The organism is Amycolatopsis ultiminotia (assembly GCF_039536925.1).
Taxonomy (GTDB): domain Bacteria; phylum Actinomycetota; class Actinomycetes; order Mycobacteriales; family Pseudonocardiaceae; genus Amycolatopsis; species Amycolatopsis ultiminotia.
Genome location: NZ_BAAAZN010000003.1, coordinates 424996 through 441432 on the forward strand (window position 1 = coordinate 424996; position 16437 = coordinate 441432).

10 protein-coding genes and 2 pseudogenes are annotated in these 16437 nt (G+C 70.5%); 6 read left to right on the plus strand and 6 right to left on the minus strand.

Translation table 11 applies throughout. The annotated features are described in order from the left end of the window. The first annotated feature begins 26 nt into the window (after window positions 1-26). The 5 genes and pseudogenes from cydD (at window position 27) to ABD793_RS09725 (ending at window position 8997) form a co-directional block, all read left to right on the plus strand. A complete protein-coding gene (gene cydD / locus ABD793_RS09705) occupies window positions 27-3803 on the plus strand; it encodes a thiol reductant ABC exporter subunit CydD (RefSeq protein ID WP_344858115.1) in 3777 nt (1258 codons plus the stop codon). Between the two features lie 68 nt (window positions 3804-3871). Next, window positions 3872-4063: pseudogene (locus tag ABD793_RS09710) on the plus strand (GAF domain-containing sensor histidine kinase); the annotation flags it as partial. Between the two features lie 304 nt (window positions 4064-4367). Next, complete coding sequence (locus tag ABD793_RS09715) at window positions 4368-4589, plus strand: hypothetical protein (RefSeq protein ID WP_344858138.1); 222 nt, start codon at window positions 4368-4370, stop codon at window positions 4587-4589. Window positions 4590-5629: 1040 nt separating this feature from the next. After that, window positions 5630-6562, plus strand: a pseudogene (locus ABD793_RS09720) (GAF domain-containing sensor histidine kinase); the annotation flags it as partial. A gap of 260 nt (window positions 6563-6822) precedes the next feature. Then, complete coding sequence (locus ABD793_RS09725; protein WP_344857763.1) at window positions 6823-8997, plus strand: hypothetical protein; 2175 nt, start codon at window positions 6823-6825, stop codon at window positions 8995-8997. Here ABD793_RS09725 and ABD793_RS09730 read toward each other — a convergent pair. The 3 genes from ABD793_RS09730 to ABD793_RS09740 are packed head-to-tail and all read right to left on the minus strand — an operon-like array spanning window position 8985 to window position 11563. Then, window positions 8985-10580 carry a hypothetical protein gene (locus ABD793_RS09730; protein WP_344857765.1) on the minus strand — a complete coding sequence of 532 codons (1596 nt, stop codon included), beginning with the start codon at window positions 10578-10580 and terminating at the stop codon, window positions 8985-8987. The genes ABD793_RS09725 and ABD793_RS09730 overlap by 13 nt on opposite strands. Then, a complete protein-coding gene (locus ABD793_RS09735) occupies window positions 10556-11182 on the minus strand; it encodes a response regulator (RefSeq protein WP_344857767.1) in 627 nt (208 codons plus the stop codon). Before ABD793_RS09735 ends, ABD793_RS09730 begins: the two co-directional genes overlap by 25 nt. Window positions 11183-11242: 60 nt before the next feature. After that, entirely contained in the window at window positions 11243-11563 is a 321-nt protein-coding gene (locus ABD793_RS09740; RefSeq protein ID WP_344857769.1) for a nucleotide pyrophosphohydrolase, read from the minus strand. A 91-nt stretch (window positions 11564-11654) separates the two neighbouring features. Here ABD793_RS09740 and ABD793_RS09745 point away from each other — a divergent pair, with 91 nt between their 5' ends. After that, window positions 11655-12953 (plus strand): hypothetical protein, encoded by a 1299-nt coding sequence (locus ABD793_RS09745; RefSeq protein WP_344857771.1) that lies wholly within the window; start codon window positions 11655-11657, stop codon window positions 12951-12953. 476 nt (window positions 12954-13429) lie between these two features. On the opposite strand, the gene ABD793_RS09750 is transcribed toward ABD793_RS09745, so the two are convergent. The 3 genes from ABD793_RS09750 to coaA form a co-directional block, all read right to left on the minus strand. After that, on the minus strand, window positions 13430-14971 hold the full coding sequence (locus ABD793_RS09750) for a hypothetical protein (protein ID WP_344857773.1): 1542 nt from the start codon (window positions 14969-14971) through the stop codon (window positions 13430-13432). Window positions 14972-15029: 58 nt separating this feature from the next. Further along, window positions 15030-15191 carry a hypothetical protein gene (locus ABD793_RS09755; protein WP_344857775.1) on the minus strand — a complete coding sequence of 54 codons (162 nt, stop codon included), beginning with the start codon at window positions 15189-15191 and terminating at the stop codon, window positions 15030-15032. A 225-nt stretch (window positions 15192-15416) separates the two neighbouring features. Then, window positions 15417-16349, minus strand: coding sequence for a type I pantothenate kinase (gene coaA, locus ABD793_RS09760; RefSeq protein ID WP_344857777.1), 933 nt, complete (start codon window positions 16347-16349; stop codon window positions 15417-15419). Between the last annotated feature and the right edge of the window lie 88 nt (window positions 16350-16437).

A 16437-nucleotide genomic window follows, 5' to 3' on the forward strand; every position in this document is an offset into this window, starting at 1 on the left:
CACCCCTTTCCGCCACGCGGTCCACAGTGGACCCGGTGCGGCCGGGCAAGGGTCCGCTCGGCGCGCTCCCGGCGTTAGGGCCGGCCGCGCGCCGAGCGTTGATCCTGGTTGCGATGTTGTCGCTGGTGAACGCAGTTTTACTGGTGGCACAGGCTTTTCTGCTGGCGGACGTGCTCGCGTCCATCGTCTCCACCGGCGTCGGAGGCCGCACCGCCCAGCTGGCCGCTCTGTTCGCGATCGTCGTGGGCCGGGCCTTCGCCGGCTGGGCGGTGCGGGTGGTCTCCGCCCGCGCTGCGGCGACCGCACAACGAGACCTGCGTGCTCGCGTTGTGGACCACGCGTTGAAGCTCGGCCCGGAGTGGCTGGCCCGGCGTGGGCACGGTGCACTCACCGCACTCGTCACCCGCGGCCTCGACGCTCTTGATTCCTACTTCCGCGAGTACCTGCCGGCTCTCGTGACGGCTGTGGTGGTCCCGCTCGCGGCGGGGGTGGCGATCCTGTGGACAGATTGGCCGTCGGCGGTCATCGTCGCCGGGACGGTCCCGCTTTTGCCGCTTTTTGCGGTTTTGGTCGGCAAGTTCACCGCCGACCGGGTGTCCGGCGCGACGGACGCGCTGCATCGGATGTCCGGCCTGTTGCTCGAACTGGTGCGGGCGTTGCCGGTCCTCGCTGCGTTCCGCCGGGCCGATGCGCAGGCGGAGACGGTCCGGAAGCTCTCCGAACGCCACCGCCGCGCAACGCTGAAGACGCTGCGGGTGGCCTTCTCCTCGGCATTTGTGCTGGAACTGGCGGCCACCCTGTCGGTGGCGCTCGTCGCCGTGGTGATCGGGGTCCGGCTCGTTTCGGGATCGCTGCCGCTGGCGATCGGCCTTGGCGTGCTGATCCTCGTCCCCGAGTGCTACCAGCCGATCCGCGCGGTCGGCGCCGCCTTCCACGCGAGCGAGGACGGGGTGGAAGCGGTAGGCCGGGTGCGCGCTGTCCTCGCGGAGCCGGTGCCGGAACCAGGCACGCGGATCGCGCCTTGTGGATCGTTGGTTGTATCCGACCTAAAAGTAGCCCGACGCCAAGGTTTTGCCCCCGACGGTGAGAGCTTCTCCGTCCGTCGTGGGGAAACGGTGTGGTTGCGCGCGCCCAGCGGCGGGGGCAAGTCGACCACTCTGGCCACGTTGCTGGGTTTCGTGCCGTCGTATGACGGCTCTGTGCTGGCCGGCGACGTTCCGCTCGCCGAGGCGGATCTCGCCCGATGGCGCACCGATGTCGCATGGGTCCCGCAGTCGCCGGTCTTCAGCGGTGGCACGGTGCGTGCGGAACTGGCCGTTGCGGCCGGCGAAATCGTTGGGGCGCTTGACGACGTGGTCGACGAGGTGGGTGACGATGTGGTCGACGAGGTGCTTGGCGAACTGGGTTTGCTCGGCCTCGCCGACCGGCCCGTTGACCGGCTTTCCCTCGGACAGCGACAGCGCGTCGCGGTGGCGCGAGCGTTGCTGCGGGTGCGTTCAGGGGCGTGGCTGCTCCTGCTTGACGAACCGACCGCGCACCTCGACGAGGCCAACGCCCGGCGTGTGCTGGACGCTGTGGATCGTGCGGTCGCGAACGGTGCCGCCGCGGTGATCGCAGCGCACGAACGTTCCACAGCCGTCGCCATTGGGGATGAAAAGCCCGTTCCTGGAAGGGAATCCCCTGTGGATGAAACGAGCATCCGGGCGCCGTTGCCGTGGCGGTTGGTTCTGGACCGCCGGTTGTTCGCCGGTGCGGTCCTCGGCGCGTTGGCGTTGTTGGCCGGGGTTGCGCTTACTGCGACGTCCGGCTGGCTGATTGCCAAAGCGTCGCTGCAGCCGCCGATCCTGACCTTGACCGTCGCGGTGGTCGGCGTGCGTGCGTTCGGCCTCGGACGCGCCGGGCTCCGTTACGCGGAACGGCTCGTGACGCATGACGCCGCGTTCCGGATCGCCGGACGGCTGCGAGTGCGGCTGTGGAACGCACTGGTGCGGCGGGGCCCGGCGCGGAGCCTTGAGGCGGGCGAGAGCCAACGGCGGCTCGTGACCGATGTCGACACCGTGCGTGACCTCTTGCCGCGTGTGGTGTCTCCGCCGATCGTGGTGGGGCTGAGCGCGATCGGGGCGATCGCGGTACAGACGGTCGTCCTGCCGTCGGCGGGGCTGGTGCTTGCTTTGGCGGTGCTGGTGGGGTTGGCGGCGCCCGTGGTCGCATTGCGCGTGGAACGTCGTGCGACCTCGGCGCTCGCGGCAGGGCGGCGGGACGTCGGCGCGCAGGTGCTGGTGCTGTTCTCGTCGGCGGCGGAGTTGCTCGCATACGGGGCGGCTGGCGCGCGTCGCCGAGCGTTGGCCGACGCGGACACCGGACTGGCGGCGGCGGCACGGCGGCAGGCTTTCGGCGCTGGTTCTGGGGACGCGTTGATCACCCTGGTGACCGGCGCGGCGGCGGTGGTGAGCGCGATGCTGGCCGCACGGGCAGTCGCCGCGGGTGAACTGGCCGGGGTGATGGCGCCGTTGCTGGCATTGGTGCCGTTGGCGTTGGCAGAGGTGCTGGCGTTGTTGCCGCAATCGGCAGCGCACTGGGACACGCTGCGCGCCGCCCGCCTCCGACTGGCGGCGATCGGATCACCTGGGGATGGTTCGGCCGCGCGTCCACAGGTGGATAACCCGGAGCCGGGACTGCCTGTGGATATCTCGGCTGTGGATGGTTTGGCTGTGGATGGTTTGGCGACGGCACCGTCCACAGCCGCCTCGGCGGGGCGAGAGGTGTCGACAACGAGGACATCGGTGGCGCGGAATGTGCCGGCGGAATTCGAGGCAGCGTCGACGCTGGATATGTCGGTGAAACAGGAGCCAGTGCCGGAGCGCGGCGTTGTCGTCGGGCGAGGGCGAGGGCCAGTGCCGGAGCGGGACGTTGCCGCGGGGCGGGAGCCAGTAGCGGAACGAAGCGCTTTCGTGGGGCGGGGGACAGTAGCGGAACGAGGCGCTTTCGTGGGGCGGGGGACAGTAGCGGGGCGGGGCGTTGTCGCAGGGCGAGGGACAACGTCGGAGCGGGGAGTTTTCGCGGGGCCGGAGCCGGAACGAGGGGTTTTCGCGAGGCGGCGGTCGGTGCCGGATGTGTCGGTGGAGCGGGGAGCGGCGCTGGAGCGGGCTGTTTCGGTGGGTCGGGAGGACCGCCCCACGGCGGTTCGGGTCGTTGGGGGCGAGTTCGGGTGGCCTGGTGGGCCGGCGGTGTTGACGGGGGTCGATTTGGAGTTGCCGGTCGGGGCGTATGCGGTGGTGGTCGGGGCCAGCGGGGCGGGGAAGTCGACGTTGGTGGCGGCTTTGCTGGGGTTTCTCCCGCCTCGGGTGGGGGAGGTCCTCGTGCCGGAGAGGGTTGCGTGGGCGCCGCAGGAGCCGATGCTGGTGTCGACCACGGTTGCGGAGAACTTGCGGCTCGCGGATCCGCTCGCGGACGCCGACGATCTGCGGCGGGTTCTCGACCAGGCGCAGCTGCCCGAACTCGACCCGGCGACGTTGCTCGACAGCGCGGGTACCGGACTGTCCGGTGGGCAGGCGCAGCGGGTGGCGCTCGCGCGGGCGTTGCTGGCGGCGCCGTCCGCGGACCTGGTGCTGCTCGACGAGCCGACGGCACATCTCGACGAGCCGACAGCCCGCGCGTTGCGAGAGACGCTGCGTTCCGAGTTGGCCGGCCGCACAGTGCTCCACGTAACGCACAGTGTGGAGGAGGAAGTGCAGGCTGACGTGGTGTTCGAGGTTCGCGACGGGCGGGTCGTGCGTCGGGTTGCGCCGCTCGTCACGGTCTGACGGGGGTTTTGGTGACGGTCACGGTTGCGGGTGCAGCGTGGAAACCCGCGCTAAGGTCGAGGTTGCTCATGGACCCGACACTCGCCGCGCGCGCCCTGTCCGCCGCTACGGAAATCACCAGCACCGCGTTGTCCGGGGACGACCCGGAAGGGGTGCTGGAAACGGTCGTGGCAAGGGCCGCCGAACTGGCCGACGCCGACCTGGGCCTGGCAATGGTGAGTGCCGACGACGGGCGAGTTGTGGTCGAGGCCGCTTACGGAATGGACGTCGACACGGAAGCCGATCTTCGACCGGGCGTGAACGACCGAGCCGGTGGAGATCGCCCGGACGTCGCCGTCACCGCTGAGCGGCCGAACGGCCCTGGGCAGGACCACGGAACCGAACGGGCTGACGCATCTGCGCCGGCCAGGGACGCTGGGTCGGCAGGCACCGATGAACGGAACCGCGCGGCCGGGCGGGCGGATGATGCTGACCACCTCGACGGTGCGGAACAGCACGACGAGGCGTCTTCTGGCGGTCCGGGTCCGGTATCGGCTGACGGGGCGGGGCCGGGCGAGGCGTCCGATGGCGGAGTGGGGTCGTTCGATCCCGCGGCAATTGCGGGTGGATCTGGCGGTAGCGCAGGAGCGGCGGACCATGGCGCGAGTCCTGCTGACCGTGGCGCGAGCTTTGCTGATGGTGGCGCCAGTGCGGCTGGTGGCGAGGCAGCGGCAGCTCACCGCGGGACGGGCGCAGTCCCCAGCGGGACGGCTGACGTCGGGGCAAGTGCGGCTGGCGGTCAGGTGAGCGCGGTTGGTGCCGAGACGCGGGCGGCCGACGGTGGCGCGCACCAGGCTGGCGACAGGCCACATGCCGTTCGCGGCGAGGGAACGACCGCTGACGTTGAGGCGAGCGCAGCCACCGGCGGGGCAGCTGACGGCGGGGCAGCTGACGGCGAGGCGGGTGCGGCTGAGGGTGGTGCGGTGAGCGCAGCTGATGGTGGGGCGCGCGCGGCTGAGGGTGGGGCGGTTCTGGCTGGCGACGGGGCGGGTGGTGCGGTGAGCGCGGCTGACGGTGTGGCGGGCACTGCTGGTGGTGGTGCGGTGAGCGCGGCTGACGGTGTGGCGGGCACCGCTGGCGGTGGTGCGGCTAGCGCGGCTGATGGTGTGGCGGGTGTGGCTGATGGTGGGGCGGGTGCGGCGGACGGGGTGGTGAGTGCAGCGGGTTATGGGACGGGTCCGGCGGACCGTGTGGTCGGTGCGGGGATCAGTGCGGCTGACGGTGAAGCGGCTGTCGGTGGGGTGAGTGCGGGCGGCGGCCAAGCGGTGGGGGCTGATGGTGAGGTGGGCGTAGCGGGCTGTGGGGCGGTGGAGCGTCCGGCGGGTCCGGCAGATGGTGGTGCGGGGGGTCGGGAGCCGGCGTCGGCTGATGGTGGGGTGGGCGCAGCAGACTGTAGGGAGGTTGACCGTCCGGTAGATGGTGGTGCGAGGGGTTGGCTGGTGGAGTCGGCTGATGGTGGTGCTAGGGGGCGCGCGGAGGAGTCGGTGGATGGTGCCGTGAGCCGCGCGGAGGAGTCAGTAGACGGTGGCGCGAGCCGCGCGGAGGGGTTGGTAGACGGTGGCGTGAGCCGCGCGGAGGAGTCAGTAGACGGTGGCGCGAGCCGCGCGGAGGGGTTGGTAGGCCGTGCGGAGGGGGTGGTGGATGGTGGGGTGGGCTGTGAGGCGGACTCGGTTGATGGTGGGGTGGGCGTGGCAGGGGGCAGCTCAGGTGAAGCGGCAGGTGGTTGGTCGCCGGTGGGGTGGGAACGAGGTGCGGGGGGTGGGGCTCGTGGTGGAGGGCCGGTGCGGGAGTTGCGTGGGTTGACGTTGCGGGCGGAGTCTGCGGCTGGGCGGGTGGCTCGGGGTGGGGAGCCGGTGTCGTCGGAGGACTTTCGGGTTGATCCCCGGACTGCGCCGTTTGTGCCGGACGAGTTGCGGGGGTACGGGCCGTTCGCGGCGGCTCCGTTTGGGTCCGGGGGGCGTGTGCTCGGTGCGCTTACGGTGTATCGGCGGCACGGGCGCGAGCCGTTCTCGGCGGGCACGGTGGAGATGCTTGCGGCGTTCGCTGCGCAGGCCGGGGTCGTGCTCGCGCTTGCCGAGGGGGCCAACGCGCGCCATCGGGTGACGCTTTACCAGGAGCGCGAGCGCATTGCCCGTGAACTGCACGACGTGATCGTGCAGCGGCTCTACGGCACCGGCATGCAGCTGGACCGCGTGCGCCGCAACATGCGCAAGCGGTTCGCGCAGGCCGACGGTGCACGGCTGTCCGACGCCATTGACCAGCTGGACCAGACCATCGAGGAGATCCGCGGCACGGTGCGCGCGCTTCGCTCACCGGAACCGCGGCACGATCCCGGGGTGCCGACCGACCTGGCCGAGTCCGCGCGTGGCGAGGTGCGCATTGCCGGGGAACTGCTCGGATATCCACCCACGCTCGAACTGTCCGGCGAGTTCGCGGACATTCCGGCGGAATGCGGCGACCACATCCGCGCCGCCCTGCGGGAGGCACTGTCCAATGTGGTCCGGCATTCGGGTGCGAGCGAGACACGCGTGACGCTCACGCGCGATATGGAGGGCGTAAAGCTCCGCGTGCGCGACAACGGATCTGGTGTGCCCCAAGGGGTTGCGACCCGCGGGCTGCGCCACCTCGCCGAGCGCGCCGACACCGCCGGTGGCCGGTTCTACATCAACTCCTCACCCAGTCTGGGTACGCTCGTCGCGTTCGATCTCCCCCTGGATTGAGCCGGATCTCCCGAAGAATCAGCCTTCACGGGTCATCTGCGACACTCCTTTCTCGGGTCGCGTCCAATGATATCGACAGATCGAACATCCATTCGACTCTCGATGGGGTGAATTTGAAAAGCGCCTGCCGAACGGCCCGTGACGGATCATGGAACTGGATCGGCCACCCGGTTGGTTTCCCCGCTTCTGTTCACGGATCGTGACGCCCCCCGTGCCCGCTGCTAGCGTGGACGGCGAGCACCAGCACGAGGGGGCAGTACGTGAGCGAGGAGCTGCAGGCAGAGCTCGTCAAACAGTGCGTCGCGATGGCGTTCACCGCGGGCGGGAAGTTCGCCGAGCACCTGTGGAAACGGTTCACCAACCGGGTGCCTCTGGAGCCGGCCGCAGTCGAGCGCGCGCTTCGCCGGCTGCTCGAGGAGAACCCGGAAGCAGCCCGTGACCTGCGCGAACTCCTCGACAACGAGCTGCCCTCCGGTAGGGCCACACCGCGGATCGCCGACCATCGGGGCCCGTTCGTCGACCGGCAGGGTCCCTGGGCGCAGCTGGCCGGGCGAACCGGTACCGCCACCATCTCCGGCCCGCCCGGGATCGGGAAGACCTCGCTGATCAGGCGGTTCGCGGCAGGTGGGACGAGCCCCGGCGGCGCTTACCCGGACGGTGCGTTGCTGATCGACCTGGCCGATTACCGCGAGGGCGCGGGAATGCCGTTGGCGCGCACGAGAATCAAGACGTACGTGCTGTCCCGGCTCGGTATCGACACGGTCGGCACCACCGACGAAGAGCTGGCCGCGCAGTACGAGGCTGCCCTCGAACCGTTGCGGTTGCTGCTGGTGTTCGACAACGCGGAAAGCGCCGAGGAGCTGCACAATCTGGTCCCGCCCGCGCCGATGAGCCTGGTCCTCGCACTCACGTCCGGCCCGGCCGACGACTTCGTCTTCGAGTTCTCCCCGCACGTCCCGCTCGGCCAGCTCGAACCGGGCGCCGATCGGCAGCTGCTCGAACTGCTCTGCCCGCCCGAACTGCTCGCGCGGGATCCGCAGGGTGCCGAAGCACTGCTGGCGCAGTGTGACCGGCTCCCCGGTGCGCTGCTGGCCGCGGGGCATGCGGTGCGGCAGCGGGAAAGCTTTACGCCACAACCGTTTGGTGCCCTCGCGCGGGATCTGGCCGGTGGCCGTGCACTGGGCAAGGTGAGCCGGGCGTACGACGAGATGCTCGCCGGACTCGCTCCGGAAACGGCCGAACTGTGCCGGCTGCTCACGGTATTTCCGGGACCCAGCTTCACCCCGGAGATCGCGGCCGTCCTTTCCGGACAGTCCGAAGACCGGGTCGGGGAATCGCTTTCGGAGCTGCAGTCACAGGTGCTGGTCACCGCCGACCCGGACGGACGGCTGCGGCTGGGCAGCCAAGCACGCCAGGCCGTGCAGCGGGCCGGGGACACGAGCGGTACCGACGAGGCGTTCGCCCGGCTGATCCGGTTCTACACCTCGCGCGCGGTAACGGCCGATCTGCGCCGTGAAAGGCTGCGGCTCTACGACCAGAACGTGCCGCCCGGCCCGGAAATCGTCGTCGACCCGGCCACCGAAGTCGACTGGCTCGCCGCCGAGATGCCGGTGCTACGGGCGCTCGCCGCGGCCGCCTACCAGCGCGGGTTCCACCGAGAACTCACCCAGCTCTGCGGCGCACTCGAGATCGTGCCGCTGCACCGCAACGTGCACCGCGAGTTCGAGGAAGTCCTGCGGCACGGCATCGCCGCGACCACCGATCCGGCGCTGCTGGCGCGGATGACGAGCCAGCACGGCCGGGTGCTGTCGTTACTGGGTGAGTTCGGCCTCGCGGCAACGGATTTCGAGCGCGCCGAGGCGGAGCTACGCCGGATTCCCGATCCCGACACGGTCCTCCATCAGCAGCTCACCGCGTCGGTACTGGAATTCCGCGGCCTCTTCCACCGCGAACAGAACCAGCTCACCGCGGCGGAGGAGTGCTACCGGGTCGCGCTCGACATCACCCGCAGGCTCAGCACGCCCGGACGGCCGTACCGCGGCCGTGGACTGTGCGCACGCATGCTGGCCAACGTGCTCGTCGGCCTCCACCGGCCGGCTGAAGCACTCGCGCTGCTCCAGGAAGCCGAGCAGCACACGGTCGAGCGCGACGACCGCAATCTCGCGCAGGTGTGGCTCGTGCGGGCCAAGGCATTCGCCGAAACCGAACAGGCGTCGGACGCGCTCGCCTTGCTGCCGGAGGTCTGGCGGATGGCGAACAAGGCGCGCAGTGACCAGTACGACCTGGAGATCGGTGAAGCACTCGGCGACGCGGCTTGGCGCGCAGGCGGTTACGACCAGGCCCGGCAATACTGGTCGGGAGTCTGGCAGCGGTACGAGATCGCGCGGCACCCGCGGCGGGAGCGGCTGTATCACAAACTCCGTTACGGCCGCTGATCAGCTGTCAACGGAAGGCGGCGTACCGCCCGCCAGTGCGCCTGCGAGGCGAGGAGCAGCGGATCTTCGCCGGGTGCGGCAGTCAACTCGGTCACCGACCCGTCCGTCCACACCCGGCACAGTCCGGGGGTGACTTCCGCGAGCAGCCGGGCATGTGGCCGATGCCGAGCGGTTTCTCGTGCCCAGGAAGCGAAATCCGCGGCGGCTTCCCGGTAGACGACGTCGGCGCCCTCCAGTTCGGACAGTGTGGCGAGTTCGGCGTGCGCCACCACGTGCTGTCCCCGCATCGGCGGGCCGGGAATCGCCGCCGGGAAACGGGTCACCGTCAGCGCATCGCCGTCGGCGGTGACCCCGACGCGGAATGCGGCGACCGGTTGACGTTCCGGGGTCGGATCCGCGACGGGCGGGAACACCGCAGGCCAGGCCGGCGCCGGTAAGCCGAGCAGGTCATACAGCAGCGGGCGCAGGACTTCGGCGCACTTGCCGGGGTATTCCACCGCCTGTTCGGCCACATCGGCGATCGGTCCCGCGGCGATCGCGGCGGCGAGCTGGTCCGGCAAGGGTGAACCGTCGAGCCGAGGTGCGGCGTCGATCAGGTTCGCCAACGGAGATCCGGGCACCACGGTGTCGGCGACCGGGCTGCCGAGCAGGACGGGTACCTGCGCGGCCGTCGCATAAAGCGGCATGGACCCGCAGTCGGCGATGACGACGTCGGCCGCCAGGATCGCTGCCTGCCAGCCGTGCTGTGGCGGGATCACGGTGAGCCCCGCGCGCATCGCGGTGGCGAGGTTCGCGCGGACCTGATGGGGACTGTGCGCCGACCAGACGCCCGGGTGCAGGACCAGGCTCACGCGGTAGTCCTCGAGCGGCAGTTCGGACAGGAGCCGTTGTGGCAGAAGCGGATTCGCGCCGATCAGGGACTGCGGTCCCCAGGTCGAGGCGAGCACCACGTGCTTGCGGGCACCGACGTCCAGTACCCGCCGGAAATGCGGCGCCCGGTGTGCGCTTGCGAGCATGCGGTCGTGACAAGGGTCGCCGATCACCACGGCCCGGGTGGCCGTCTCGGGTTCGAGCCGGCCGAGCTGGTTCGCATGCGACAGTCCGACGTGGACGCGGTCGCCGCGCAGCCGGTCCGGGTTGAGGCCGGAGATCGTCGTGCTGTCCGGGTAGTACTTCTGGTGACCGATCCCGTGCGGCACGAGCAGGACCGGGCAGGGCAGCTCGTCCAGCGCGTCGTTCTCGCTCGCGGCCACGGCCAGGTCGAACGGCATGCGCACGGCCTGTTCCCACGCCACGACGACGGCGTCCAGGCTCGACAGGAACTCCTCCAGCCCGGCACCGAAGTACGCCCGGTTGCGTTCGTCGAAGGTGAACGCGACCTGCACCCGGTGGTCGTCGTCGAACAGCGAGCGGATGTCGAGCAGCCGGGTCAGCGTGGTGACCGTGCGCGCCACCACCAGGATCCGCCGTTCGACGCGGTAGGTGAGCCAGCGGTCGTAACCGGGATCAATCGGGACCTTCCGCCATAACGACGGGGGGGGGGTGCGCTTTTCGGCCATCACTTGCCGCGGCGGGCGATCCACGCGGCGGCCTGCGTGCGACGCTGCATGCCGAGCTTGGCCAGCACCGAGGTGACGTAGTTCTTGACCGTCTTCTCGGCAAGGAAAAGCTGTTCGGCGATCTCCCGGTTCGACAGGCCCTGCCCGATCAGCTCCAGCACGTCGCGTTCGCGATCGGTGAGCGTGGACAGCTCGTCCGTCGGCGGATGGCGCAGCTTGTCGAGTACCCGGGCGGTGCTGACCGGGTCGAGCAGCGAATGCCCGGCGGCCACCTCCCGCACCGCGTTGACCACGGCCTGGCCGCGGACCTGTTTCAGCAGGTAGCCGGACGCGCCGGCCATGATCGCGCCGACCATCGCCTCCTCGTCGTCGAACGCGGTGAGCATCAGGCAGGCGGGCGGGTTCGGCTTGGAACGCAGCTCACGGCACAACGTGATGCCGTTACCGTCCCCGAGCCGCACGTCGACCACGGCGACGTCGGGCTCCACGTGCATCGCGACCGCGAGCGCCTCCTCGACGCTCCCGGCCTCCGCGACGACTTCGACGTCCGCCTCGTCGCCGAGGAGGTCGCGCAGCCCCCTCCGGACCAGTTCGTGATCATCGACGAGCAGCACCTGGATCGGCATATGTCCAGGTTACGGCGCCGCGGGCGGGCCGTCCGCCGGTGGTGCCGCAGGACACGCGGCTCACCGCGGCAACGGTGGGAACCGCTTCTCGTTGCGGTCCACCTTGGCGTTCGCCGCGGCCAGCAGGTCGATGCCGAGTACGTCGGCGAGCCGGATCAGGTACAGGGTCACGTCGGCGATCTCGTCCTGGACGTTGAATTCGCGGGTCGGGTCGGTGCGCCATTGGGTGGCTTCCTCCGGGGTCAGCCACTGGAACAGCGCGATCAGTTCGCCCACCTCTCCGGACAGGGCCATGGTCAGGTTCTTCGGGGTGTGGAAGGGCTCCCAGTCGCGGGCGGCGGCGAAGTCGCGCAGGCGCTGGGTCAGATCGTCCAGTGTCACCGGACCTGATTACCACGGGTGCGTGACTGGGCCGAAAAGACTACGCCGTTGGCCCACACGCGCGTTCCCGTCGATGCGGCAGACTGTGCCCGTGAGTGGTCCCCCGGATCTGTGTTCCTACCTGCGCAGCTTGGACGCGGAGACGCTCGCCGATCTGCTGCACGCCCAGGCGCGGCGTGACCCGGAACTGCGGCATTCGCTCGAGTTGCGGGCGGCGACCCAGTCCGGCGACGTCAGCGAGGCGCATCGGCTGCTGGACACCGCGGTGTCCGACGGGAACGCGGACTACGTGGCCAAGATCGGCGCCGTGCTGGACACCGTGCAGCGGCTGCTCGACGCGGGCAGCCGCGCGGACCTCGCACCGCTCGCCCGGCGCGCGGTCGACGACATCGCCGGGATGCTCGACCGGCACGGCGATCCGGCAGGGGACCTCGGCGAACGGCTCGACCGCGCGGTGACCGTCTACGCACGGGCGTGCGTCGCGCGGCCGCCGGATCCGCAACGGCTCGCCGACTGGATCCTCGAGGTCGCGTTCGACGGACGGCCGGTGATCGAGCTGGCGGACTTCGCCGAGGCGCTCGGCGAACGCGGTACCGAGCGGATCAAGTCCACTGTGGACGAAGTGCTGGCGGGGGCACCCACCGGCCGTCGGTTGGCGGTCGCGCAGCGGCTGCAGGAGGAGGTCGCGGAGGTGCGCGGCGACGTCGACGGGCTCGTTGCGATCCTTGCGGCCAAACCGCCACGGGTGGACGTCAGCCTCAAGATCGTGCGGGTACTGCGTGCCGCCGGACGGCACAGCGAGGCCATCGCACACGCCGCCCGCGCCCTCACCCCGCACAAGACGGAGCCGGCAGGTGCGGCGGTCGCCTTGCGGCGCAAGGAATTCGACGATGAGCCAGGGGCGGGCACGTACGCCGCGCTGCGGATGGCGGCGATCGACGCCGGCGTGTGGAGCGCGCAGCGGGTTTCGGCGGTTGCGCGGCTGCGGGAACGGGCTGCGGAGAATGCGGAAAACGCCGAAGAACTCGTCCGTGCTCTGCTCGCCGAGGAACGGCCGGATGAAGCCTGGCGAGCGTGCCAGCGGTTCGGCGGCTCGGATGCGGCCCGCCTCGAACTGGCGGCCGCGCGGGAAACAACGCATCCGGACGAGGTGATCCCGGTGTACCGGCACCAGGTCGAGCAGCTCATCGAGCAGAAGGACGCGCACGCCTACCGCGAGGCCGCGAAGCAGCTGAAGAAGCTGCGGACGCTGCACAAGCGCACAGGGACGGCGGAGGAGTTCACCGGGTACGTGGCCGAGCTGGTGAACGTCCACCGCCGTAAGACGCGGCTGGTCGCGGAGATCCGGGCCGCGCGGATCGCGCTGCCGAAGGCGAAGGCCCAGGCCTGACCGCGCCGGGCGCCGGGAGCGGTGCGCCTGCCGAGCGGGAGCGACGGTGCGCCTGCCGAGCGCGAAGGCCGTGTGCGGTGCTGGGTGCGAAGGCAGTGCGCCGTGCGAGATGCGAAGGCGGTTTGTCGTGCGGGATGGGGCGCCTGCTGGGTGCGAAGGCAGCGTGGCGGGGGTGAGGCGGTGTGCAGCGGGGGAGGTCTGTGCGGGGCGTCGAGTGCGAAGGGGGTCGGGGAGCACGCTCCGCGGTGCAAGAAGTGTGCCGTGTTGGCTGCGGAGGCGGTGTGCCCGTGCCGGGAACAGGGACGTGTGCGGTGCGGGAGGGAGAGCAGCGTGTCATGCGGGGGTGCGGGCAGTGTGCTGCGCGGTGCGGAAGTGGTGCGCCGTCGAGATGTGAGTGCGGGGGGATGAAGAGCCCGGCCCGTCGCCGGGGGTGGTGAGGGGTCCGGGCTGGTCATCCGGTGGTCGGGTCGAACGGCTCAGACCTGGCGGAGTGCCTCGCAGTAACCGTCGAGGTCGTAGTCGAGGCGGTCGTCTTCCTCGGTTTCGGTGAGCTGGCTCTCCAGGACGGACACCAGGCGTTCCAGTACCGACTCGCGGGTGAGGCCCTGTTCGGTCAGGCGCTCCGCGGCCTGCCACACCTCGGCCGGTTCGTTGTCCCACAGCTGGTCGACCACCGACGTTTCCAGTGCGAGGCGCAGGCCGTCGGTGCCGTCGAACTCGTCGGCGGCCAGTGATTCGTGGTACTCCGGGTGCATGCCGATCACCAGCAGGCGGCGCTGTTCGGGGTCGCCGGGGTCGAGGTCGGTCAGTTCCTCGTCGCCGATCACGGTGTCGGTCTCCGGGACCGCGAACCGGCGGCGTTCCACCACCGCCAGCACGTCGTCGCCTGCCTCGGTGCCGTCGAGGTAGGCGCTGAGGTCCTCGTCCTCCTCCTCGTCCGACAGGTACTCGGCCAGGTACTCCGTGACGTCCTCGACGAGCGCGCTCGCGGCGACCTCCGACAGTCCGGCCCGGCGCGCGCCCCATGCCGCCCATGCCAGCACGACCGGGGCGACCGCGTCCTCGTCCTCCAGTTCGGTTTCGCCGTCCAGCAGGGATTCCAGGAACCGCGCCAGCTTCTCCGGGCCGACGCGCAGCGGATCCGCGGGTTCGGTCCGGCAGCCGTGTGCCACCAGCCGCCGCGCGATTTCGCGGCCGGATTCGGCGTCGCCGAGGTTCGCTTCGGCGAGGAACCGGTCAACGGCCTCGGTGCGCTGCGCCGGCGACCATTCGGGCACCACCGAGGCCGCGGACGGTTCCGGCAGGGACCGGCACCAGGCCAGTGCCACCGCGTGGAAGCGCGCGTAGTCCTCGCCGACGTCCGGTTCGGTCATCGCGTCGGTGGCGGTGATGCCCATGGTCAGCAGCCGGTGCGCGTCGGCCGGGTCGATCTTGTCGAGGACGATCAGCTCGCCGTCCTCCTCGATCTGCCCGCGCATCTCGGCGAGCACCTCGTGCGGCTGCTCGATCACGACCAGGTCGCGCACTCGTCCGCCCTCGGTGAAATCGAGCAGCGCGAGCAGGCCCAGCGTCGCCTCCCCGCGGGAGAACACGCACAGCAGGGACGATTCGTCGCCGTAGACGTCGCCGGTGCGCCAGCACTCGCCGACGGTGACCCGGCCGATTTCGCTTGCCCACTCCGGTTCCGGAATGCCGCGGCCGAGCACCACGGCGAGCGCGTCTGCCGCCGCGGTGCGCTCCTCGTCGGTCTCGGCGAGCACTTCGAGCGCGGCCAGCAGTGCGGCCGCCCCCGGGGTGATCTTGCGCTGCGCGAAGGCGATCAGCTCCAGCCCGAGCTGGTCTTCGGGGTCGGCCTCGGCCCACTGCCCGATCACCTCGGACGCGAGCAGCTCGACGTCGAACGGGCCCGGCTCCGCGGCCACGGCGGAGAAGTCCCGCAACACGTCCTTGAACAGGCCGTTGACGCTGGGACTGGCGGGCGGGGAACTCTTCTTGCGGGCGCGGCTGACCGGACTCATGCCGGACATCGTCGTCCATCCCCCACCGGACGTTGCCGGGGGTCTGTGCTTGCGGCGCTCAGCCGGCCGGGTGCGCTTGGTCCGGCACCGGTTCCGGCGACCGCCGCCGCCGCTCGCGCAGCGCCTCGTCGACGTCGACGACGAACGTGCCTGCCGCCATCGCCACCAGCAACGTCAAGCCGAGTACCGCGCCGACCCAGGTCAGGACAATCGTGAGCATCGTGGCCTCCTCCGCAGGTCGGTGAAGCACTTCCTGCTTTGTTCAGGGTCGCTTTTCCCGAGGTCTGCCCGGTATCGGCCAAGTGGTTACGAACGCAGTGGCCGATCGGCGGAGGAGGACGTGCGGAGCTTGCGGAACGTGCTGCCTGGGGCGGAGGGGAGGCGTGTGGGTGATGCGGCCACCCCGGCTTCGGAGCGTCCGGTCAGTGGGTGCCCTGCTCGGCGGTCAGAGCTTGCGCAGGCGCACCCGGTTGATCGCGTGGTCGGCGTCCTTGCGCAGCACGAGCGTCGCCCGCGGGCGGGTGGGCTTGATGTTCTCCATCAGGTTCGGCTCGTTGATCGTGCGCCACAGGTGCCTGGCCTCTTCGCGGGCCTCGTCGTCCGGCAGTCCGGCGAAGTGGTGGAAGTGCGACGCCGGATCGGCGAACGCGGTGTGCCGCAGCTTCAGGAACCGCTCGATGTACCAGTGTTCGATGTCGCCGGTGTGCGCGTCCACGTAGATGGAGAAGTCGAACAGATCGGAGACGGTCAGCCGGGGACCGGGCTGCAGCACGTTCAGGCCCTCGACGATCAGGATGTCCGGCCGCTCCACCACCTGCTCCTGGCCGGGCAGGATGTCGTAGGCCAGGTGCGAGTACACCGGCGCGGCGACGCGCTCGGCGCCGGACTTCACCTCGGTGACGAACCGCAGCAGTCCGCGCCGGTCGTAGCTCTCCGGGAAACCCTTGCGGTGCATGATGCCGCGCCGGTTCAGCTCATCGCGCGAGTAGAGGAACCCGTCGGTGGTCACCAGGTCGACGCGCGGGTGATCGGGCCAGCGGGCGAGCAGCGTGCGCAGGATGCGGGCGGTGGTCGACTTGCCGACCGCGACGCTGCCCGCGATGCCGATCACGTACGGCACCTTCGTGCCCCGGCAGTCCTCGCCGAGGAAGGTCGTGGTCGCCTCGTACAGCTGTTGGCGGGCTTTCACCTGCAGGTTGATCATCCGGGAGAGCGGAAGGTAGACGTCGGCGACCTCGGCGAGGTCGATCTGTTCGCCCAGCCCGCGCAGCCGGACCAGTTCGTCCGCGGTCAATGGCAACGGGGTGGAGCTGCGCAGCTCCCGCCACTGTTCCCGGTGCAGCTCGACGTAAGGGCTGAGTTCACGGACCCGGGTCATCGCACACTCCTCGGCCGTCGCCTGCGCTGGCTCCGTACAACTTGCGTAACGCGGCTCCAACGGTAGGGCTTACCGAGCGTGAAAGCGC